We start from the raw sequence: 20,081 nt of genomic DNA, 5'->3' as shown, positions 1-20,081 counted from the left end.
AAATAGCAATATTTTTAGAATTTATAGCAATATGACAAAAAAATAATGGAATTATTTTACTTTAACTGTTATTATATAGGACGTACGATATGTAATCAATCAAAAACTAAAGGAGAGTAATTATTAATGAATGTACTTGTTATTAACTGCGGTAGTTCTTCACTTAAATATCAGTTGCTTGATATGTCCAACGAAGAAGTTTTAGCTAAGGGTTTAGCCGAAAGAATCGGTATTGATGGATCTGTTTTGACTCATGAAGCACCAGGTCAGGACAAAGTAAAATTTGAACAACCGATGCCAAGCCATAAGGATGCTTTAAATATTTTAATGGCCGCTTTAGTCGATCCAAATCATGGGGTCATTAAGTCTTTAGATGAGATTTCTGCAGTGGGACACCGAACTGTACATGGCGGAGAAGCTTTCACGGATTCTGTAATTATTGATGCCGATGTTATTAACCAATTGGAAGTTGTTTCTGAATTGGCACCGCTTCACAATCCGGCCAACCTGATTGGTATCCGCGCTTGTCAGGAATTATTGCCAACCGTTCCGATGGTTGCTGTTTTTGATACCGCCTTCCATCAAACGATGCCGGCAAAAGCCTATATGTATCCCCTGCCATATGAATTATATGAAAAATATAAAATTAGAAAATATGGCTTCCACGGGACATCCCATAAATTTGTAAGCCGTGAAGCTGCCGATTTAATGGGCAAAAAAATTGAAGACTTAAAACTTATTTCCTGTCATTTAGGAAACGGAGCCAGCCTTTGTGCTGTTCTTAATGGCAAATCAGTTGACACTTCCATGGGATTAACCCCACTTGCCGGTTTGGAAATGGGAACACGATGCGGTGATATCGATCCAGCGATCATTCCTTTCCTGGCAAACAAAGGCTATGCCATTGACGAAATTGACAACATCATGAATAAAAAATCTGGTGTGCTTGGGGTTTCCGGCGTCAGCTCAGACTTCCGTGATGTCGAAAGTGCCGCAAATAAAGGCAACCAACGCGCAAAATTGGCGCTTGATATTTACCACTACCGCGTCATCACCACTATTGGCGAATATGTAGCCGCTATGAACGGCGTCGACGGAATCATCTTTACGGCCGGTCTGGGCGAAAATTCTTCAACCTCACGTCAGGCCATCTGCAATGGCTTGAAATTCCTGGGAATTAAGCTTGATCCGGTTGCTAACAGCAAACGTGGCGAAGCAACGATCATTTCGGATAAAGATTCCAAAACCACCGTTATGGTCATTCCAACGAATGAAGAATTAATGATTGCCAGAGACACCCTTTCTTTAGTTAAATAATGTAAAGTATTTTACTTGACAAAACGGGCAATCGTCTATATAATGATGATTGCCCGTTTGGAGTGATAATATGAATTTTGAAATCAATAAGCTATTACAGGAAGAAATAATCCCTTTTGAATTTGTTGTAAAAAATACGGATTTTAATGAGATAGAGGGAAAACTGGATGAAAATGGTGGGTTGATTCGTGGAACCATTGAGAAAATATCACGTGGTACTTTTCTTGTGTCTTTCACCATCGAGATGACCATGATCTATCCTTGTGCGCGTTGCCTGGAACCAACCCCAATCGATTGTTGTTATGAATATTCAGATACGGTAACGGTTGAAGATGGTGTGACCACCCTCGATCTTTTGCCCATTGTTGAAGAATGTATTTATATTAATGAGCCTTACCGCGTGTTATGCCGTGAAGATTGTGCGGGTTTGTGTCCAAAATGTGGCAATAATTTAAATCACAAACAATGCGACTGTGAAAAATCCGATGATTTAGATCTTCGATTTGAAGCATTAAAAAAGCTATTGTAAGTGAATGACTTTACTATTAGGAGGTGTAAGTGATGGCTGTACCAAAGAGAAAAACTTCTAAGTCCAGAAGAGACAAAAGAAGAACACATTACAAATTAAATATTCCGGGGATGAGTACTTGTCCAAAATGCGGTGAGATTAAATTACCACATCGAGTTTGCAAGTCTTGTGGAACATACAAAGACGTTAGCGTTCTTAGTTTTGACGAATAAACAGAGTTTAGACTCTGTTTTTTCTCTATCCGGGATTATTTTTTCAGACCGTATTGGTTGAAGTGAGTTTTTTCGGGACAATAGATAAAAAAAAGAGAGGGTTATTTTGAATATATTTTTAGATGCGATGGGCGGAGACAATGCCCCCTATGAAATTGTCAAGGGTGCCGTTGATGCAGTTAAAGAATATGGCGTAACGCTTACCCTTGTGGGGCGAAGGTCAGTCATCGAAGACGAGCTTTCAAAATACGACTACCCTAAAGACAAAATAGAAATTCTACCTGCCGAAACGGTTATTGAAAACAGCGAAGAGCCGGCAATGGCCATTCGCCGTAAACCGGATTCATCCCTGGTGGTAGCTCTGGAAGAAATGAAAACGCGTGAAAATGCCGTGCTTATTTCAGCCGGCAGCACCGGAGCGCTCCTATCGGGGGGGCTTTTAAAACTGGGCCGCATTAAAGGCATCAAACGACCGGCCCTGGCAGCGACAATCCCCAAGAATGATGGTGTGTTTTTACTCATTGATACGGGCGCAAATGCAGACTGCAAACCCGAATATTTGGAACAGTTTGCACAATTGGGGAAAATTTATTCAGAAAATGTTTTGGGAAAAATAAATCCCAGCATTGGCCTGATTAATATCGGTGCGGAAGCAAAAAAAGGAAACACCCTTGTAAAAGCGGCTTACGAGCTGCTGGAGGCTGGAGACTTTAATTTTTTGGGCAATGTTGAAGCGCGCGATATCATGGAAACAAAGGCCGATGTTTTAGTGTGTGATGGATTTACGGGTAATGTTGTCCTAAAGCTAACTGAAGGAACGGCTGATTTTATCATTAAGGGAATCAAGAAATCAATCTTGAGCAGTACCAAAGGAAAAATTGGTGGCATGTTGATTAAAGACAACTTAAAAAACTTTAAAAAACAGTTTGATTATGCAGAGTATGGCGGAGCACCCTTTTTAGGTGTAAAAGGCGGCATCATTAAAGCCCATGGAAGCAGTGATGCTTATGCCATCAAAAATGCTATCCGCCAAAGTATTAAATTTGTTGAAAATGATGTTTTGAAAAAAATATCAGAAAATGCTAAAAAAATGGAGGCGTAAATCATGGATGAACGATTTTTAAAAGTGACTGCAATTATTTCGGAACAGCTCGATGTTGATATTGAAAAAATTACTCTTGAAACCTCACTCATTGATGATCTGGAAGCGGATTCACTAGATATTGTTGAGCTGATCATGGCGTTTGAAGATGAATTTGGAACGAAAGTTGCTGACGATGCACTGGAAGATATTCACACGGTTGAGGATATCCTTAATGCCATTTCATAAAAAAGCTGCAAGAAACACACAATCTGAGTTTCGTTGTGGTTCATGGGCGGTCGCCAAGTGTGTGTAAGATACCCATTTGGCGACTGTCTGCGAGTTAAGGAGAAACTTTAGAGAGGCTGTTTTGAGTTATTGTTAAGGGGGGATACCAGATGACAATAGAAAAAAAAATTGGCTATATTTTTAAAAAAAGAGAACTGCTGAAAATCGCTTTAACACATAGTTCGCATTCAGGGAATACGACAAATAATGAGCGTCTCGAATTCTTGGGGGATGCAGTATTGGAACTGATTATCAGTGAGTATTTATTTATATCTCACAAATTATCTGAGGGTAAAATGACGAAAATCCGTTCCAATATTGTATGTGCCGAGTCTCTTTCAAAGGCTGCTTGCGATCTCGAATTAGGGGAACATATATTTTTGGGAAAAGGTGAAATCGTAACCGGGGGAAGACATCGCAAATCAAATCTTGCCAATGCCTTTGAAGCCCTGATTGGTGCGGTTTTTTTGGATAGCGATTTTGAAACGACAAAGGAAGTAGTCCTGCGGCTGCTGGAAAACAACATTCATCTGGCATTAAGCGGTGCGTTGGTAAAAGATTATAAAACCGAACTTCAGGAATATATTCAAAAAAACAACGATAATGTAATTGAATATACCTTGGACAGATCAGATGGGCCGGAACATAATAAAACCTTTTATATCAATTTGATTTTTAACGGGGAATCTGTCAGTCAGGGAATTGGAAAAAGCAAAAAAGAAGGCGAGCAGAACGCTGCCAAAAACTACCTGCTGGAAGTAAAGACGATTCAAGAAAAATAATTAAGTTGACTTTTACAGACAAGATCGGAAGGAACTGAGGTGATGGCTTGTATTTAAAAAAATTGCGATTGTCGGGGTTTAAATCATTTGCTGACCCGGTCACCTTTGAGTTTTCAAAGGGAATCTCAGCGATTGTGGGCCCTAACGGCAGCGGGAAAAGCAATATCACCGATGCGATTAAATGGGTGCTGGGTGAGCAAAGCATTAAATCTCTGCGGGGAAAAAAAATGGAAGATGTTATCTTCTCAGGTACAGAAAAAAAACAAGCCTCCGGCTATGCCGAGGTTGTTTTGGTTTTGGACAATCAAGACGGCGCTCTGGAAAATTATCCGCAAGAAGTGGCGATTTCAAGAAAATTGTATCGAACCGGGGAAAGTGATTATGCCATTAACAAGAAGAGCTGCAAGCTCAAAGAGGTACAGCGCCTTTTTATGGATACCGGTTTAGGTAAAAATGGCTATTCTCTGATCAGTCAGGGCGGAATTGAAAGCATTATCGCCAGTTCGCCCGCAGAACTTAGAAATATTTTCGAAGAAGCGGTTGGTATTGTCTCCTATAAAACGAAAAAAAACGAAGCCGAAAAGAAACTCGAGCAAACCCAGGGCCACTTAGACCGTTTGCGGGATATTATGATGGAAATAGAAAAACAACTGGGCCCTTTAAAAAATCAGTCCCGCAAAGCAAAGAGTTGGCTGATTCTTCATGAAGAGCTAAAAACCGTGGACTTGGTCGTTTTTCACGCCAAGATGAGTGTCGCGCTCAAGGATCTTGAAAATCTTAAAAACAAACTGACGCTTCAAATAAAACAGTGTGAATCGGCTGAAAAAACAATTGCCGAAAAAGATGCCTGCTATCAGAAGCTAACCATCGAAAATCGGGAATTGGATTTATTAGAGGATAATGAGAAAAAGGGCCTTGCCACGATAAAGGATGACTTTGATGGTGTTCAGCGAGAAGAGATTCGCTGTAAAAGTCAGTTGGAAGCGAATGAGATCACCCAGGAACGCTTGAAAGCAGAATGGAGGACCCTTCTTTCGCGAATAAACGCCACCCAGGAAAGAATAACAGGGGTAGACACCGAAAAAGAAACCCTTGCCCAGAATTTAAAAAAACATCAAGCGCAGCATGAAAAACTGGAGCATTCCTTTAATGAGCTGATTTTAGCAGAACAGCAAGAAAAGGAGCGGGTCAAAGCACAGCAAGCGGCGGTCTTAAATCATCAATCAACCTGTGACAGTCTTGAGGAAAAACGGCTGGAGCTGCGGTCCGGCATTCAGGAAATAAAGACAGAAGCGGTTTTTGTAAAAAATCGTTTAGCGGAATCCAGTGAAAGCCAAGCGCTGTTACAAAAGGACCTTAAAAGTGTAAAAGAAAATATTAATACGCTAATCGAAGAGATTAAACAGCGACAGGAAGCCTATAAAAACCTTCAGATTGATTACAATCAAGAAGTGGAGGGCCAAAAAAATCGTCTAAATCAAGAACACCTTATCGCCAACAACCTAAAGGTTAATGCTTCCAAGGTGGAGTACTTAAAAAACATCCAAAAAAATTATCAGGATTACTTTCCCACCATTCGAAAGTTAATGACCTCAGAAAAAATGTTGGGACCGGTTATCCATGAAGTATATGGTCCGGTAGGGGAACTGATTTCCACGGATTCCCGCTATCTCCAGGCGATTGATATCGCTTTAGGTGCCAAAAGTCAAAACATTGTCGTCGCCAGCGTGAAAGTGGCCAGCAATTGCATTGATCTTCTGAAAAAAGAACGCCTGGGACGGGCGACCTTTTTACCTTTGGACAACCTGCGGTATAGTTCCATTGATGAAAGAACCAGACAGACACTTCAAAACCTGTCCGGTGTTGAAGGGATTGCCAGTGAGCTGGTTAAAACAGCGGTTGTCTATCAAAAAGCCATTGATAGTCTTTTAGGCCGAATCATTGTCGCGAAAGACTTTTCGGCAGGAAAAGATATTCAAAGAAAACTGGCTTCCAAATTTACCATTGTCACCCTGGAAGGGGAAATCTTCTATCCCGGGGGGGCTATTGTCGGGGGACAAAGCAAGGACAATCGTCAATCACCACTTTCAAAAAAAATAGAAATAGCAAACCTGGAAAAAGAAATGGCAGAACAGGAAAAAGCTTTGAATGCCATCAAGAAGCAAACAGAAGACAAGCAACGATCCGTGATAAAAAAGGCGGAAGAATTGAAAACACTTGAAAATCAGTTCAATCTTTGCAAACAGACCCTGTGGGAAAAAAATAAGATGGCTGAAGATTTAACTAAGAAAAATACCGAAACGACTCGATCCATCAGTGAGTTGGAAGAAAAAACACAGCTTTTAGCGCAGCATCTTCAGCAGCAAGATGCTGAATTAGAAAATACAGAAAAAGCCTATAACGACGTCAAAGAGCTTACCAAAGGGCCGGAAGCCGATGAGAATTCGGAGGAAATCCGTTCCCGGCTGGATACCTTTCGTTCAAAGATATCGGCAAGCCAATTAGCGATTACTCAGATAAAAGGTGAAATGGCCGGTTTTGACCAGCAGCTGCACTTGATCCATGAGCAGTTAACCCAACAAACGGATCGAAAAAATTCATTAGCAGAAGAAATGAAAAGTTACGAGCAGGGCACTGCGGAACTTTTGCAAAAACAAAAAAATCTGGCGGAAGAGTCGATCCGACTGAGAAAAGCGATCGAATCGCGTCGGGACAAAAACAAAACCGCGGTGGAGCAGCAAAAAAACAATGCACGGCGATTAGAGACTCTTCAAGAAGAAATTAAAAACGACAACCATCAGCTGATCATCAATAATGATGAAAAAAATACATTAACCACCAAGATTAATGGTCTGCAAATCCAGATCAGCAACTGGGAAGACAACATCTATAAAAGCTATGAGATGAACTATTTAATGGTCGAGGATGCCTATCATCAGTTGGCGGCAAATCAACAGCTGGATGAACTGGATTTATCAGAAGAGCGGCAACGCCTCCTCAAAGGAAAAATTGCCGCCCTGGGAAATGTTAATTTAAATGCCATTGATGAATACGAAGAAATATTAACCCGGCATGATTTCATGAAAAAACAGCTGGATGATTTGACTGCAGCAAAAAGTGAAATTTTAGATATCATTAATACCTTGTATGATGCCATGACCGAACAGTTTAAGAATAACTTTATTAAACTTCAGGAAAATTTCACCCGGATTTTCAGCATTCTGTTTGAAGGGGGACGGGCATACTTAGAGTTCACCGATCCAACCAATATTTTGGAAGGCGGCATCGAATTGGTGGCGCAACCGCCGGGAAAACGGCTGCGGCATATATCGCTGCTCTCAGGCGGCGAAAAATCAATGGTGGCGATATCCCTGCTCTTTTCTTTTTTGGAAATCAATCCCTCGCCGTTTTGTGTGATTGATGAGGTGGATGCGGCTCTCGATGATCGTAACATTTATCGCTACACAAATTATTTAGAGAAAATATCGGAGCACAATCAGTTTATTGTCATTACCCATCGGCGCACAACCTTGGAGGTCTGCGATAATCTTTATGGCGTTTCGATGTCGCGAGATGGAGCGTCGCAATTAGTATCGGTGCGACTCACGGATTATGTCTAAAATCAAAGGTAAATAAAACTAAAACCAAAGGAGGCTAAAATGGAATTAAGTTTATACGAACGGATGCGTAACCGCCTGGTTAAAACAAAGGATAATTTTAAAGAAAAAATAGAAAATGTCATGTATATGGGCAGTTTTGACGATGATTTCTTTGATGAGTTAGAAGAAACACTGATTCTCTCGGATTTAGGGGCTCAAACATCGGTAAAAATCACGGAAGCCCTGCGGAAAAAAATCAAAGAGACCCACTCTAAAAGTAAAGAAGAGGTGATGGGCTTCTTGAAAGAAATTCTGATCGAGATGGTTCAGGTGGAGGCTGTCAAACCCCAGGGTCCAACGATTATGTTGGTGGTAGGGGTCAATGGCGTGGGAAAAACAACCACCATTGCCAAGCTGGCCAGCCGTTACAAAAGCCAGGGAAAAAAAGTGGTTATTGCCGCGGCGGATACCTTTAGAGCAGCGGCCGCTGAACAGTTGGATGAGTGGGCACAGCGGGTTGGCGTGGATATTGTCAAAAGTACCACCGGCGCTGACCCCGGAGCCGTAGTTTTTGATGCCATTGGCGCGGCCAAAGCACGAAATGCGGATATCTTGTTATGTGATACCGCCGGTCGGCTGCACAACAAGGTAAATCTCATGAACGAGCTTCAAAAGATAAGCCGTATCATTATCCGGGAAGGGGAAGGGTTCACCATTCATAATCTGATGATATTGGATGCCACAACCGGACAAAATGCCATCAATCAGGCGAAGGTCTTTCACGACTGCGTCGATATCAGTGGCATCATCCTAACCAAACTGGATGGAACAGCCAAAGGCGGGATTGCCATTTCGATTATCGACGAAATGCAAATTCCGATTGAATATGTCGGAATCGGAGAAAAATCCGAGGATTTAATTGACTTTGATCCGAAAAAATTTGTTGATCTCTTATTTGAATAAATGCTTGACATTTCCCCCGCCAGGACTTACAATAATTAAGTCGTCAAGTAAAATTCCTTTACGATTTAACGAAGGTGCATATGGAAAAGAAAGTCGGAGAACAGTATTTATTTGATTTTTATGGTGAGTTGTTAACGCAAAAGCAGAAGCAGATTTTAGAGTACTATTATGATGATGATTATAGTCTGGCCGAAATTGCCGAGGTCATGTCGGTGACCCGACAAGGAATATTTGATGTTATTAAACGCTCTAAAGCCATGATGCAAGTTTATGAAGAAAAACTTGGACTTATCAATAAATTTTTGAAATCGCAAATTCTTCTGGAGAAAATCCAAAAGGATTTATCGGGTTTGGCAGATCGCGAAAGAGATGATACGCTAAAATCCGAATTGATGGTGGTAGTTGAAAAACTGAAAAAAGTCAGTGAGGAAAACTAAGGGTGACACATGATCTTTGAAGGATTAAACGAAAAATTTCAAAATATATTTTCCCAGCTTAAACGCAAAGGCAAGCTTAATGAAAAAGACATCCAGGAAGTCAGCCGCGAGATTAAACTTGCACTTTTAGAAGCGGATGTCAATTTTAAGGTTGTTAAGCAGTTTACAAAAAATATCAGCGAACGTGCCGTGGGCCAGGAAGTTTTGAACAGCCTGACGCCGGGACAGCAGTTTATTAAGATTGTCAAGGATGAAATGACAACCCTTTTAGGCGGTGAAATTGAACGGATGGATTTTGTCGACGGACGCCGAAATGTCTTTATGATGGTCGGTTTACAAGGTGCCGGAAAGACAACGACAGCGGGTAAGTTAGCTAATTTACTGCGCAAAGAAAAAAAATTCAAACCCTTGCTGGTTGCCTGCGATGTGTATCGTCCCGCGGCAATCAAACAACTTGAAATTTTGGGTGAAGAATTAAATATCGATGTCTATTCAGAACATGATGTCAAAGACCCGGTGGGCATTGCCAAACGGGGGCTTCAAAAGGCCGTGGCTGGACAGTATGACCTGGTGATTATGGATACCGCCGGCCGGTTGCAAATTGACGAAACGTTAATGGCAGAGTTGGTCAATATCAAGGAAGCCATTGAACCGACCGAAATTCTGCTAACCGTAGATGGCATGACCGGTCAGGAATCCGTGAATGTGGCCAATGAGTTTAATCGTCTTTTGGATATTTCCGGAGTCATTTTAACAAAACTCGATGGCGATACCCGAGGGGGGGCCGCCTTATCAATTACCTACACCATTGGTAAAGCCATTAAATATATTGGTACCGGTGAGAAATTGACGGATATCGAGCTTTTTTATCCAGACCGAATGGCTTCACGTATTTTGGGGATGGGGGATGTATTATCCTTTATCGACAAAGCCCAGAACATGATGGATGAAGAAAAAGCTAAAAAATTAGAAGAAAAATTAAAAAACAATATTGATTTTGATCTCAATGATTTCTTGGACCAGATCAAACAGATAGAGGATATGGGCTCCATCAGCAGTTTGCTGGAAATGATGCCCGGCGCTAATAAAAAAGCGCTTAAGAATGTGGATTTGTCAGGGGCGGATACTAAACGCACCGAAGCCATTATTTTGTCCATGACCAACGAAGAACGAAGTAAACCGGGGATCATTAATGCCGGCCGCAGAAAGCGTATCGCTTTAGGCAGCGGTACCAAGGTTGCTGATGTCAATCGCTTATTAAAAGGTTTTGAACAGTCAAAGAAAATGATGAAACAAATGACCAATTCCAATATTTCGAAAAAAGGCCGGATGAAGCTGCCTTTTATGTAAAAATTATGTTATCAAAGACTCTATGTCATTTAGATAAAGATGTTAAGAAAGGGGGAACAAAACATGGCAGTAAAAATTAGATTGAAAAGAATGGGTAAAAAGAAAAAACCTTTTTATAGAATCGTTGTTGCAGATGTACGTGCACCACGTGATGGTAAGTTCATTGAAGAAATTGGATACTATGATCCTTGTGTTGATCCTGCACTTGTAAAAGTTGATGCAGAGAAAGCCAAAGCATGGTTAGCTAATGGCGCAAAACCAACAGATACCGTTAAGTATTTATTAAAGAGAGAAAACGTAATCGAGTAGTATCAGGAGGTAAATGATGAAAGAACTTGTAGAAATTATTGCTAAGTCTCTGGTTGATCACCCCGATGCCGTATTTGTTCAGGAAGTCGAAGGCGAACAATCCATTACATTGGAATTGAAAGTAGCTGATGACGATATGGGCAAGGTCATTGGAAAACAAGGGCGTATCGCAAAGGCAATTCGTACCGTCATAAAAGCCGCTGCCACGAAAGAAGATAAACGTGTCATGTTGGAGATTATTCAATAACAAGGCATTGGGCTGTGTATACAGCTCTTTTTTTATTCGCAAAGCGTGTTTTTGTTTATTTGAATCAGGAGAAAGATATGAAAGATGATAGTTTGATAATTATTGGTCGAATCCTTGGTGCTCACGGCATAAAGGGTGAGTTAAAGGTGCTGCCTTTAACGGATGATCCCGGCCGTTATTATGATTTAGAAACCATTACTTTATTAAATGGCAAAATTCAACAAGACTATGTCATCACCAACTGCCGTTTGCATAAAACAAATGTCCTTTTGTTTGTTGATGGAGTTGCAACCCGGAATGATGCTGAGGCATTGATTGGCAGAGAAGTAGGGATTCCCCGGGATCTGGCCGTGAAATTGCAAGAGGATGAATTCTTTATTGAAGAACTGATCGGTTTGCCAGTTTACAACGAAGGCGCGCTTTTAGGAAAAATAACGGACGTGATGCAAGCCGGTGGGGTCGATGTCTATACCATTACCGGAGGTCCAAAAACCTATTGTGTGCCAGCGCGAAAAATTTATTTCAAAGAGATTAATGTCAATGATCGCCGTATTGATGCGACGATTCCCCAGGAAATTCTGGATCTATGAGATATTATTTTTTAACTTTATTTCCCGAAATATTTCACACCTATTTTCAAACAGGGATGATTGGCAGAGGGGTGAAAGCCGGGATCATTGAATATGAAGTCATTAATATTCGCGATTTTTCCGGTAATAAACATAATAAAGTGGATGATTCCCCTTATGGCGGAGGTGCCGGGATGGTAATGGCCGCGCCGCCAATTGCGGCGGCGCTTAAAAGCATTTCAAACTTCAGCGATTACCCGGTGATCTATTTAACCCCGGGCGGAAAACCATTCGAACAAAAAGACGGCATCAGCTTATCGCAACAAAAAGGGATCGTTTTTATTTGTGGTCATTACGAAGGGATCGATCAGCGAGTGATTGAGCATTATGTCACCAGGGAATATTCGGTGGGAGATTATGTGCTGACGGGTGGGGAATTACCCGCCCTAACCCTGGCTGACGCTATCGCCAGGCACATTCCCGGTTTTTTAGGAAACTGTGATAGCCTTTGTGAAGAATCCTTTGAGTCGAATCTGCTGGAATATCCTCAATATACCAAGCCTCGGGAGTTTGAAGGGCTGGAAGTACCGGAAGTGCTGTTATCAGGACATCATGAAGCGGTGGGAAAATGGCGCCAGGCAAAGTCTGAGGAAAAAACACAAATTAATCGTCCTGATTTATATGAAAAATACAAAAATAGCTTGCAAAACGAATAAATCCAATGTATAATTCATGGGTATGATATTAATAGAGACGGTCCTCTGTACTTGATGCACGAACGTCGAAAATCGAATTTAAGGAGAAAAAATGGACATTATAAAAAAGATTCAATTGGAAAACATGAAAGCAGAACCACCAAAGTTTAACACCGGTGATACTGTAAAAGTTCATGTAAAAATAACTGAAGGAAAAAAAGAAAGAATTCAGATTTTTGAAGGCATCGTGCTTAAAAGACAAAACGGCGGCGTCGGAGAAACCTTTACCGTACGAAAAATATCTTCCGGCTTTGGCGTTGAACGAACCTTTCTGGTACATTCACCTAAAATCGAAAAAGTTGAAATTGTTCGACATGGTAAAGTTCGTCGAGCTAAACTAAACTATCTTCGTGATCGTATTGGTAAAGCAGCAAAAGTCAAAGAAAAAAAGAGCAAAATACGAGCAAAATAAGAGCGTAATTCAGAGGCTGTCAAGCCTCTTTTTTGATTATTCGCCCGGGAACCAGAGAGAAACGGGAATTGTGTTTTTCTTATAATTAGCATCGTGCAAGGGAGTAAAAGTATGAGCGAAGATAAAAAGTCTAAAGGCGGTTTAGAAATTAAAGAGTGGTTGCAATCTGCATTAATTGCCATTATTCTTGCTTTTATTATCAAGATGTTTTTATTCGATTTCGTTATGGTTCAAGGGAGTTCAATGTTCCCGACGCTTGAACAGGGCGATCGATTAATTGTCAATAAAATTGGTTATACGATTGGTGAGCCGGATTACGGCGATATTGTTATTCTCAGTTACAGTCAAAGTGTTGAATATGTCAAACGGGTCATCGGCAAAGGCGGCGATACCATCGAGGTTAAAAATGACGTGGTTTATCGTAACGGGGAACCCCTTACTGAAGACTATATCAACAAAGAAAAATACGATGATTTCGCCAAGGTAACGGTTCCTGAAGGGACCTATTTTGTGATGGGGGATAATCGGGCCAATAGTTCCGACAGCCGTTTTGCCAGCCTCGGTTTTGTGAAAAAAGATGCGATTGACGGAAAAGTAATTTTTAGAATTTGGCCTTTTAATGAAGTCGGGACGGTATAATAATGACTGACGAAAAAATCGAATATATCCAGTGGTATCCAGGCCATATGGCCAAAGCGAACCGTGAAATCAAGGAAAAACTCAAACTGATTAATGTGGTTATCGAAGTGGTAGACGCCCGTTTACCGCTTTCAAGTAAAAATCCGGAGATTAATCAATACACTTGGAATAAACAGCATATCCTGTTGTTAAATAAAGCGGATTTAGCTGACCCGGAGGTGAGCCAGGATTGGATCGATTGGTTTAAAAAAAACACCGATATTCAGCAAATCATGTTGTACGATGCCTTTGACCGGCGTCAGAAAACGGAATTGGTTAAAAATATTCAGACGCTGAATGTTAAAAATAAGGCCCAAATAAAGTGCCTGGTCTGCGGGATTCCTAATGTCGGAAAATCGACAGTAATCAATAGCCTGATTGGAAAAAAGAAAACCCAAGTCGGCAATAAGCCGGGAGTCACCAAAGGTCAGCAGTGGCTCAGCACCCCGGAGAACCTGATGCTTTTGGATACCCCGGGAATTTTGTGGCCAAAGTTTGAAGACCCGGCTGTGGGTTTGCACCTGGCTTGGCTGGGTTCCATCAAAGATACGCTTTACGAAAAAGAAAATATTGCCGCTGATTTGTTAAAATACCTGGTTGCCTATTACCCTGATGAACTCGAAGCCATCTATAAAATCAGCGTTGTCGATAGAAATCTTCCGGAAATTTTTGACGCTATTGCCAAAAGCCGTGGTCTCCTCATAAAAGGGGGAGAGTATGATTATACACGTACCAGCGTACTGATTCTGAATGACTTTAAAAACGGCCGTATCGGGCGAATTACCTTAGAGCGTCCTTAATCATTTCCCAAAAGAGGTAAATATGATTTTATTTCAGAACATGACCGTTAAGGCCGTAAAAGAGCACCTATCAAGTTTAAACATTCAGGCATATCCAGAAATCATTCCTGATTTAAAAGCTGATTCTCGGATTGCTGTCCAAAATATGGGCGTATCTCTGGAAAAAAAAGTGCTGGCGATGGAGTCAGAAGTAACCCGAATCGCAAAAATGAAAGCCCTTGAAGCCACCTATTATGCCGCCGGAATTAAAAAAATTGGCGGCATCGATGAGGTAGGCCGGGGGCCGTTGGCCGGACCGGTGGTCACCTGTGTGATCATCTTAAAGCCGAGTTCTCAGCGATTGTATGTTAATGATTCAAAAAAGCTATCCCGCAAAATGCGTGAAACATTATGCGAACAGCTGCTGGAGGATGCCATCGACTATGCCATCGGTCTGGTGGATAATGAAACCATTGATGAAATTAATATTTTAAATGCCACCAAAAAAGCCATGACCGATTCGTTGACGAAATTGACCGAACAACCGGAGCTGCTGCTGATTGATGCGCTGCAGATCAACACAAAGATTCCGCAAAAATCGATTATTCATGGGGATGCCATCAGTTATGCGATAGCCGCAGCCAGCATTGTTGCCAAAGTTTACCGGGATAATTTAATGCAGATCTATCATGAAGAATACCCGGAATATGGGTTCGATCATCATATGGGTTATGGTACCGCCGCACATATTGAAGCGATCAGAAAATATGGGCCAACGCCGATTCATCGAAAAAGTTTTTTGAGAAATTTGGATTATTGATGAAAACCCATAATGTTAAAAAGGGAAATCAGGGTGAAGAATTGGCCGCCGCCTTTCTCGAAAATGCCAATCATCGCATTCGGGAAAGGAATTATAAAAAGCCTTCGGGCGAAGTCGATCTTATCACTGAAGATGGTGATACCATCGTTTTTGTGGAAGTAAAATATCGCAGAAATTTGCAATACGGTTATCCCCGGGAAGCCGTAAACCGTTCTAAACAAAAACGCATTTTGAAAACAGCGCTCTGGTATTTGAAGGAAAAAAAGATAGCAGACTATAACATCCGGTTTGATGTCATCGAAATTTATTTTGAAGATGACGGCCAACAGATCATCAATCATTTTGAAAATGCTTTTTGCTTCTAAAAACAGGAAATAAAAGATAAAAAAATTAAAAAAAAGGACGGTTGCGATTTTGCAGCCGTCCTTTTTTGCCCTTAATCTTTATTGGCCATCGTCTACTGAAATAAGAAAGACTTTCTCAGAGTATGATCCTTTATTTTCTTTGTTTTGAATTTTTAAATAATCGATATGAAGGGGTTCATACTCAAAGGCTTCAACAATGGTATCTAATAATTCGTAGATATCGGAAAGTTCGTCTTCTGAGGGCTTATTCATAAAAACTTGAGCTTTTTCAAGAAGCTTCTCTTTTAATGCGTCACGAACTTCCGATTTGCCTAAGATTTTGTACTCACAGGCACGTCCGCTGTTTTTAATGATTTCAGGAATCTTATCCCGAACAAGTTTATTGTAATCAACTTTCATAATCCATCACCTCAAGCCTATTATACCCATTGCAGGCCTTTAAAAACAAGAGGGAAAATTATATTTTAAGAAAAGTTCTTGCGGCTGATAAATTATTGCAAAATATTACAACGACGGAATCAATAACCAGTTAAGGGCTGTGTTATTCCCGGCATTTTGGGTATATATTTTATAATTATATTAGAGAGGAGGGTTTAAAATGGCAAATAGAATTTGGCTTGCTTCACCCCACATGAGTGATGAAGGATATGAAAAGAAATTCATCCAAGAAGCCTTTGATAATAACTGGATTGCACCACTTGGCCAGAATGTGAATGAATTTGAGAAGGAATTGGCAGAAAAGGTGGGTTCAAAGTTTGCGGCCGCAATGAACACAGGTACCGCAGCTATCCATTTGGCTTTAAGAGCTGTTGGCATTCGTGAAGGCGACATTGTTTTCTGTTCGGCATTTACTTTTTCTGCGACAGCATATCCAATTATATATGAAAGAGCCGTTCCGGTATTTATTGACAGCGATTATGAAACTTGGAATATGTGTCCCAAAGCACTCGAGTCAGCCTTTGAGAAGTATCCAAATGTGAAAGCTGTTTTAATCGTTCATCTTTATGGTTTACCAGCGAATATGGACAGGATCATGGAAATCTGTAATAAACATGACGTAAAAGTAATAGAAGATGCGGCGGAGTCGTTAGGGACTTTTTATAAGGGCAAACATACCGGTACGTTTGGTGAGTATGGGGCATTTAGTTTCAATGGCAATAAAATTATCACAACTTCAGGTGGCGGAATGCTGGTTTCGGATAATGAAGAGAGAATTAAAAAGGTAAGATTCTGGTCAACACAATCAAGAGACCCCGCACGGCATTACCAACATAGCGAATTAGGCTTTAATTATCGGATGAGCAATGTCTCGGCTGGCATTGGCCGTGGACAATTAAAAGTATTAGATCAGCGAGTCGCAAAAAAAAGGTATATATTCGAGGTTTATAAAAAAGCCCTTGGCGGCCTTGCAGGCCTTGAATTCATGCCAATCAATGAGTGGAGCGAGCCGAATTACTGGTTGACCTGCATGACTTTAAGCGGCAAGGTTAGACCGCTTGATCTGTTTGAAACTTTGGATAAAGAAAATATTGAATCACGCCCAGTGTGGAAACCGATGCAGATGCAGCCGTTTTTTGCGGACTATGATTATATTGGTGGCGATGTATCGGAAAGGTTATATGAAAATGGGGTATGTCTGCCGTCTGATACGAAGATGACAGATGAAGATTTGAAGAGAATATGTGCAATTATAAAGGGATTGTGGGAACAAGATGGAACACAATAGAGGTAGTTATGAAAAATACATTAAAAGACCACAAGATTTAATCCTATCTGGTCTGGCATTCCTGGTGTTAAGTCCGATCATCGGCGTTGTTGCCATACTAGTCAGGAAGAAACTCGGCCGTCCCATTCTTTTTTCTCAGAACAGACCGGGACGAGATGAGAAAATATTTAAACTGTACAAGTTTAGAACGATGACAGATCAAAGAGATGATCAGGGTAAGCTATTGCCAGACAAGATACGATTAACAAAGTTTGGAAAATTCTTAAGATCAACAAGCCTCGATGAGTTGCCGGAACTTATGAATATCATCCGTGGCGATATGTCAATCGTTGGGCCAAGACCGTTACTGGTAAAATACTTGCCGCTTTATAATGAAAAGCAAAAGCGGAGACATGAAGTAAAGCCGGGATTATCGGGCTTAGCTCAAGTGAATGGACGAAATGCCATTAGTTGGGAACAAAAGTTTGATCTTGATGTTGAGTATGTAGATAATGTGACCTTTATTGGTGATTGGAAGATAATATTTAGAACCTGCAAGAAGGTTTTTGTCAGAGCTGGCATAAACAATCAAAATGATGATATTATGGAAGATTTCGGAGGTACAAAGTGAAGAGAGTTTCTAAGAATTTACTGTTTTGCAGCGTTGGCAGAAGAGGAGAATTAATAAAAAATTTCAAAGCTTCTTTAGAGATACAATCACGAATTATCGCAACTGATTGCAGTCAATTTGCCCCGGCACTTTATTTTGCCGATAAACCATATATTGTGCCGAGAATTGATGACCCTTCATATTTGAAGGCACTGCTCAAAATTTGCAAAGCAGAAAGCATTAATGCGATCACAACTTTTATTGATCCGGAAATAGAAATCTTAGCTAAGAACAGAAAAATATTTGAAGAAATTGGCATCGAAGTACTCGCGCCATACACAGAGACCGCAGGAATTTGTTTTGATAAGTACAAGCTGTACCAGCATGCTGTAAAGCACAATATTCCGACGATTTCCACCTATGGTGATATTGAAGAGTTCAAAAACGCTTATACAAATGGGCAGGCTGTTTTACCGGTATTTATTAAACCCAGAACGGGAAGTGGGAGCGTCGGAGTACGAAAAGTGGAAAAGATAAAAGAACTCGAGCAGCTAATGGCTGAGGACCGCAGTCTGATTATTCAAAAACACATGACTGGGTTTGATATTGATGCGGATGTCTATGTTGATACCATTTCAAAGAAAGCGGTTCGAATATTCTCAAAGAAAAAGCTGGAATCAAAAATCGGCGGGGCGACCAAAACGATATCCTTTAAGGATGAAAATCTAGTGCAAACAATTCAAAAAATAATTGCGAGTTTGAATTTTAATGGACCGATTGATGTGGATTTCTTCTATGAAGATGGCGTCTACTATCTGTCCGAAATTAATCCGCGATTCGGAGGCGCTTATCTGCATGCCTATGGGGCCGGTGTGAATTTTGTCAACTGTATTATTAATAACCTTCAAGGAATTGAAAACGATCCTGATTTTTATTCTTACGATAATGGAATTGTCATGATGATGTACGATAGTGTCGTAATAAGAAAGGAGAACGAGCTTGCTAAATAATTATCGCGATTTCGAGACACCTTATTTTATTCTTGACAAAGTGAAACTGGATAATAATATTTACGGTTTGACGTCTTCCTTAGATAAATTTTGGCCAAATTACACGATCGGCTACTCCTTTAAAACCAATACATTACCCTGGTTACTGAAATATTTACAGAAGCATCAATTTTATGCGGAAGTTGTTTCGGCTAATGAGTACAATTTAGCAAGAGCAATTGGTTATCCCCAAAATCAGATCATCTATAATGGTCCGGTTAAGAACCAAAAGACATTTAATGATGCATTGCTAAATGAGACTATCGTAAACATGGATTCGCAAGTAGAAATTGAGTGGTTGCTGCAATTGCTTGAAACCACAACCCGAAATTTTAATGTCGGGTTAAGAGTTCATTTTGCAATTGAAGACGCCTGCCCGGATGAAATAGGTTATGAAGAAGATGGAACCCGCTTTGGTTTCAGTGTCGAGACCGGTGAATTGTACCGCGTTATTGATCGTTTACTGACGACTGGCCGGATAAATATTGCTGGTTTACATTTACATAGCACCAGTAAGACGAGAAGCATAAAAGTATACCGGGAACTCGCAAAAATGGCCTGCAGAATTAAAGAGCACACCCATATAACGTTTGAATATATCGATATTGGGGGTGGATTCTTTGGAGGTGTACCCGGCAAACCAGCATTTGATGAATATTTGACGGCGATTAAGCAGGAGCTGCAAAAAGCATATAATGTCACGGAAACAAAATTAATTCTAGAGCCGGGCTCCGCGATTATCGGTTCACCGGTATCATTTGTAAGCAGCGTCATTGATGCAAAAGACACATTAAAAAGCCGGATAGTGACCATCGACGGAAGTAGAATGAACATCGATCCGATAATGAGAAAAAAAATGTATTCATTTGATGTGTGGACGGAAGAGGCCGTCAAGAAAATTATTCCCAAGCAAATCATATGTGGATTTACATGCATGGATTTGGACCGTCTGATGGTTTTAAAAGATCATGCCGCATTAGCTGTTGGCGATAGAATCGTATTCAATAGGGTTGGTTCTTATACAATGAGTTTAAATCCCCTTTTCATAAATCTGTTTCCAGTTGTATATATTAAAGAAAATAATGATATTTATGCAGGACGTGAGGCCATGAAGATTAGTGATTACCTTCAAATTGGCAGCTTGGTGGATTAACAAAATAAAGGTATGATGGATGCTAGTAAAACATGGTAGTTTGATAATGATTTTCTTTTTAATAGATGATTT

At 40.6% G+C, this 20,081-nt stretch carries 24 protein-coding genes; 23 read left to right on the top strand and 1 reads right to left on the bottom strand.

The window, feature by feature from the left end:
• Positions 1–126: 126 nt before the first annotated feature.
• The 19 genes from FZC41_RS09455 (at position 127) to FZC41_RS09365 (ending at position 15,492) form a co-directional block, all read left to right on the top strand.
• On the top strand, positions 127–1,317 hold the full coding sequence (locus FZC41_RS09455) for an acetate/propionate family kinase (protein ID WP_148567170.1): 1,191 nt from the start codon (positions 127–129) through the stop codon (positions 1,315–1,317).
• 70 nt (positions 1,318–1,387) lie between these two features.
• Positions 1,388–1,846, top strand: coding sequence for a YceD family protein (locus FZC41_RS09450; protein ID WP_148567169.1), 459 nt, complete (start codon positions 1,388–1,390; stop codon positions 1,844–1,846).
• Positions 1,847–1,878: 32 nt separating this feature from the next.
• Positions 1,879–2,058, top strand: coding sequence for a 50S ribosomal protein L32 (gene rpmF / locus FZC41_RS09445; RefSeq protein ID WP_148567168.1), 180 nt, complete (start codon positions 1,879–1,881; stop codon positions 2,056–2,058).
• Between the two features lie 106 nt (positions 2,059–2,164).
• On the top strand, positions 2,165–3,160 hold the full coding sequence (plsX, locus tag FZC41_RS09440; protein WP_148567167.1) for a phosphate acyltransferase PlsX: 996 nt from the start codon (positions 2,165–2,167) through the stop codon (positions 3,158–3,160).
• 3 nt (positions 3,161–3,163) lie between these two features.
• A complete protein-coding gene (gene acpP / locus FZC41_RS09435) occupies positions 3,164–3,388 on the top strand; it encodes an acyl carrier protein (protein WP_148567166.1) in 225 nt (74 codons plus the stop codon).
• A 149-nt stretch (positions 3,389–3,537) separates the two neighbouring features.
• Complete coding sequence (gene rnc, locus FZC41_RS09430) at positions 3,538–4,209, top strand: ribonuclease III (protein WP_148567165.1); 672 nt, start codon at positions 3,538–3,540, stop codon at positions 4,207–4,209.
• 47 nt (positions 4,210–4,256) lie between these two features.
• Positions 4,257–7,829, top strand: a complete 3,573-nt coding sequence (smc, locus tag FZC41_RS09425; protein WP_148567164.1) for a chromosome segregation protein SMC — start codon at positions 4,257–4,259, stop codon at positions 7,827–7,829.
• Between the two features lie 39 nt (positions 7,830–7,868).
• A complete protein-coding gene (gene ftsY / locus FZC41_RS09420) occupies positions 7,869–8,771 on the top strand; it encodes a signal recognition particle-docking protein FtsY (protein ID WP_148567163.1) in 903 nt (300 codons plus the stop codon).
• Between the two features lie 80 nt (positions 8,772–8,851).
• Complete coding sequence (gene ylxM / locus FZC41_RS09415) at positions 8,852–9,208, top strand: YlxM family DNA-binding protein (RefSeq protein ID WP_148567162.1); 357 nt, start codon at positions 8,852–8,854, stop codon at positions 9,206–9,208.
• A 9-nt stretch (positions 9,209–9,217) separates the two neighbouring features.
• Positions 9,218–10,558, top strand: coding sequence for a signal recognition particle protein (ffh, locus tag FZC41_RS09410; RefSeq protein ID WP_148567161.1), 1,341 nt, complete (start codon positions 9,218–9,220; stop codon positions 10,556–10,558).
• Positions 10,559–10,621: 63 nt separating this feature from the next.
• Positions 10,622–10,867, top strand: coding sequence for a 30S ribosomal protein S16 (rpsP, locus tag FZC41_RS09405; protein WP_148567160.1), 246 nt, complete (start codon positions 10,622–10,624; stop codon positions 10,865–10,867).
• 16 nt (positions 10,868–10,883) lie between these two features.
• Complete coding sequence (locus tag FZC41_RS09400) at positions 10,884–11,114, top strand: KH domain-containing protein (protein WP_148567159.1); 231 nt, start codon at positions 10,884–10,886, stop codon at positions 11,112–11,114.
• 77 nt (positions 11,115–11,191) lie between these two features.
• Positions 11,192–11,704, top strand: a complete 513-nt coding sequence (rimM, locus tag FZC41_RS09395; protein WP_148567158.1) for a ribosome maturation factor RimM — start codon at positions 11,192–11,194, stop codon at positions 11,702–11,704.
• A complete protein-coding gene (gene trmD / locus FZC41_RS09390) occupies positions 11,701–12,399 on the top strand; it encodes a tRNA (guanosine(37)-N1)-methyltransferase TrmD (protein ID WP_148567157.1) in 699 nt (232 codons plus the stop codon). The genes rimM and trmD overlap by 4 nt, the downstream gene beginning before the upstream one ends.
• Before the next feature lie 91 nt (positions 12,400–12,490).
• Positions 12,491–12,850 (top strand): 50S ribosomal protein L19, encoded by a 360-nt coding sequence (gene rplS, locus FZC41_RS09385; protein WP_148567156.1) that lies wholly within the window; start codon positions 12,491–12,493, stop codon positions 12,848–12,850.
• A 111-nt stretch (positions 12,851–12,961) separates the two neighbouring features.
• Positions 12,962–13,489 (top strand): signal peptidase I, encoded by a 528-nt coding sequence (gene lepB / locus FZC41_RS09380; RefSeq protein WP_148567155.1) that lies wholly within the window; start codon positions 12,962–12,964, stop codon positions 13,487–13,489.
• A gap of 2 nt (positions 13,490–13,491) precedes the next feature.
• Positions 13,492–14,328 (top strand): ribosome biogenesis GTPase YlqF, encoded by an 837-nt coding sequence (gene ylqF / locus FZC41_RS09375; protein WP_148567154.1) that lies wholly within the window; start codon positions 13,492–13,494, stop codon positions 14,326–14,328.
• Between the two features lie 22 nt (positions 14,329–14,350).
• Positions 14,351–15,127 carry a ribonuclease HII gene (locus FZC41_RS09370; protein ID WP_148567153.1) on the top strand — a complete coding sequence of 259 codons (777 nt, stop codon included), beginning with the start codon at positions 14,351–14,353 and terminating at the stop codon, positions 15,125–15,127.
• Positions 15,127–15,492: a YraN family protein gene (locus FZC41_RS09365; RefSeq protein ID WP_243136687.1), complete on the top strand. Its 366-nt coding sequence runs from the start codon at positions 15,127–15,129 to the stop codon at positions 15,490–15,492. The genes FZC41_RS09370 and FZC41_RS09365 overlap by 1 nt, the downstream gene beginning before the upstream one ends.
• A 78-nt stretch (positions 15,493–15,570) precedes the next feature.
• Here FZC41_RS09365 and FZC41_RS09360 read toward each other — a convergent pair whose 3' ends face one another.
• The gene (locus FZC41_RS09360) at positions 15,571–15,891 is read right to left on the bottom strand and encodes a nucleoside triphosphate pyrophosphohydrolase (RefSeq protein ID WP_148567151.1); all 321 of its coding nucleotides are present in this window, start codon (positions 15,889–15,891) and stop codon (positions 15,571–15,573) included.
• A 199-nt stretch (positions 15,892–16,090) separates the two neighbouring features.
• On the opposite strand from FZC41_RS09360, the gene FZC41_RS09355 reads away from it, so the two are divergent.
• The 4 genes from FZC41_RS09355 to FZC41_RS09340 are packed head-to-tail and all read left to right on the top strand — an operon-like array spanning position 16,091 to position 20,009.
• A complete protein-coding gene (locus FZC41_RS09355; RefSeq protein ID WP_148567150.1) occupies positions 16,091–17,218 on the top strand; it encodes a DegT/DnrJ/EryC1/StrS family aminotransferase in 1,128 nt (375 codons plus the stop codon).
• Positions 17,205–17,828 (top strand): sugar transferase, encoded by a 624-nt coding sequence (locus FZC41_RS09350; protein WP_148567149.1) that lies wholly within the window; start codon positions 17,205–17,207, stop codon positions 17,826–17,828. The genes FZC41_RS09355 and FZC41_RS09350 overlap by 14 nt, the downstream gene beginning before the upstream one ends.
• Positions 17,825–18,817: an ATP-grasp domain-containing protein gene (locus FZC41_RS09345; RefSeq protein WP_148567148.1), complete on the top strand. Its 993-nt coding sequence runs from the start codon at positions 17,825–17,827 to the stop codon at positions 18,815–18,817. The genes FZC41_RS09350 and FZC41_RS09345 overlap by 4 nt, the downstream gene beginning before the upstream one ends.
• Complete coding sequence (locus tag FZC41_RS09340) at positions 18,807–20,009, top strand: type III PLP-dependent enzyme domain-containing protein (RefSeq protein WP_148567147.1); 1,203 nt, start codon at positions 18,807–18,809, stop codon at positions 20,007–20,009. Before FZC41_RS09345 ends, FZC41_RS09340 begins: the two co-directional genes overlap by 11 nt.
• Positions 20,010–20,081 lie beyond the last annotated feature (72 nt).

This window comes from Acetobacterium paludosum (assembly GCF_008086595.1).
In the GTDB taxonomy this organism is placed as follows: domain Bacteria; phylum Bacillota; class Clostridia; order Eubacteriales; family Eubacteriaceae; genus Acetobacterium; species Acetobacterium paludosum.
This window is presented reverse-complemented; position numbering and strand designations above follow the sequence as displayed.

Bases quoted from the DNA above. Each gene is read 5' to 3' on its own strand.
- trmD (WP_148567157.1), top strand. From the start codon at position 11,701: ATGAGATATTATTTTTTAACTTTATTTCCCGAAATATTTCACACCTAT.
- rpsP (WP_148567160.1), top strand. From the start codon at position 10,622: ATGGCAGTAAAAATTAGATTGAAAAGAATGGGTAAAAAGAAAAAACCT.
- rplS (WP_148567156.1), top strand. From the start codon at position 12,491: ATGGACATTATAAAAAAGATTCAATTGGAAAACATGAAAGCAGAACCA.
- FZC41_RS09455 (WP_148567170.1), top strand. From the start codon at position 127: ATGAATGTACTTGTTATTAACTGCGGTAGTTCTTCACTTAAATATCAG.
- FZC41_RS09350 (WP_148567149.1), top strand. From the start codon at position 17,205: ATGGAACACAATAGAGGTAGTTATGAAAAATACATTAAAAGACCACAA.
- FZC41_RS09400 (WP_148567159.1), top strand. From the start codon at position 10,884: ATGAAAGAACTTGTAGAAATTATTGCTAAGTCTCTGGTTGATCACCCC.
- acpP (WP_148567166.1), top strand. From the start codon at position 3,164: ATGGATGAACGATTTTTAAAAGTGACTGCAATTATTTCGGAACAGCTC.
- ylxM (WP_148567162.1), top strand. From the start codon at position 8,852: ATGGAAAAGAAAGTCGGAGAACAGTATTTATTTGATTTTTATGGTGAG.
- rimM (WP_148567158.1), top strand. From the start codon at position 11,192: ATGAAAGATGATAGTTTGATAATTATTGGTCGAATCCTTGGTGCTCAC.
- ffh (WP_148567161.1), top strand. From the start codon at position 9,218: ATGATCTTTGAAGGATTAAACGAAAAATTTCAAAATATATTTTCCCAG.
- FZC41_RS09365 (WP_243136687.1), top strand. From the start codon at position 15,127: ATGAAAACCCATAATGTTAAAAAGGGAAATCAGGGTGAAGAATTGGCC.
- rpmF (WP_148567168.1), top strand. From the start codon at position 1,879: ATGGCTGTACCAAAGAGAAAAACTTCTAAGTCCAGAAGAGACAAAAGA.
- FZC41_RS09370 (WP_148567153.1), top strand. From the start codon at position 14,351: ATGATTTTATTTCAGAACATGACCGTTAAGGCCGTAAAAGAGCACCTA.
- FZC41_RS09360 (WP_148567151.1), bottom strand. From the start codon at position 15,891: ATGAAAGTTGATTACAATAAACTTGTTCGGGATAAGATTCCTGAAATC.
- ylqF (WP_148567154.1), top strand. From the start codon at position 13,492: ATGACTGACGAAAAAATCGAATATATCCAGTGGTATCCAGGCCATATG.
- ftsY (WP_148567163.1), top strand. From the start codon at position 7,869: ATGGAATTAAGTTTATACGAACGGATGCGTAACCGCCTGGTTAAAACA.
- rnc (WP_148567165.1), top strand. From the start codon at position 3,538: ATGACAATAGAAAAAAAAATTGGCTATATTTTTAAAAAAAGAGAACTG.
- FZC41_RS09450 (WP_148567169.1), top strand. From the start codon at position 1,388: ATGAATTTTGAAATCAATAAGCTATTACAGGAAGAAATAATCCCTTTT.
- lepB (WP_148567155.1), top strand. From the start codon at position 12,962: ATGAGCGAAGATAAAAAGTCTAAAGGCGGTTTAGAAATTAAAGAGTGG.
- FZC41_RS09355 (WP_148567150.1), top strand. From the start codon at position 16,091: ATGGCAAATAGAATTTGGCTTGCTTCACCCCACATGAGTGATGAAGGA.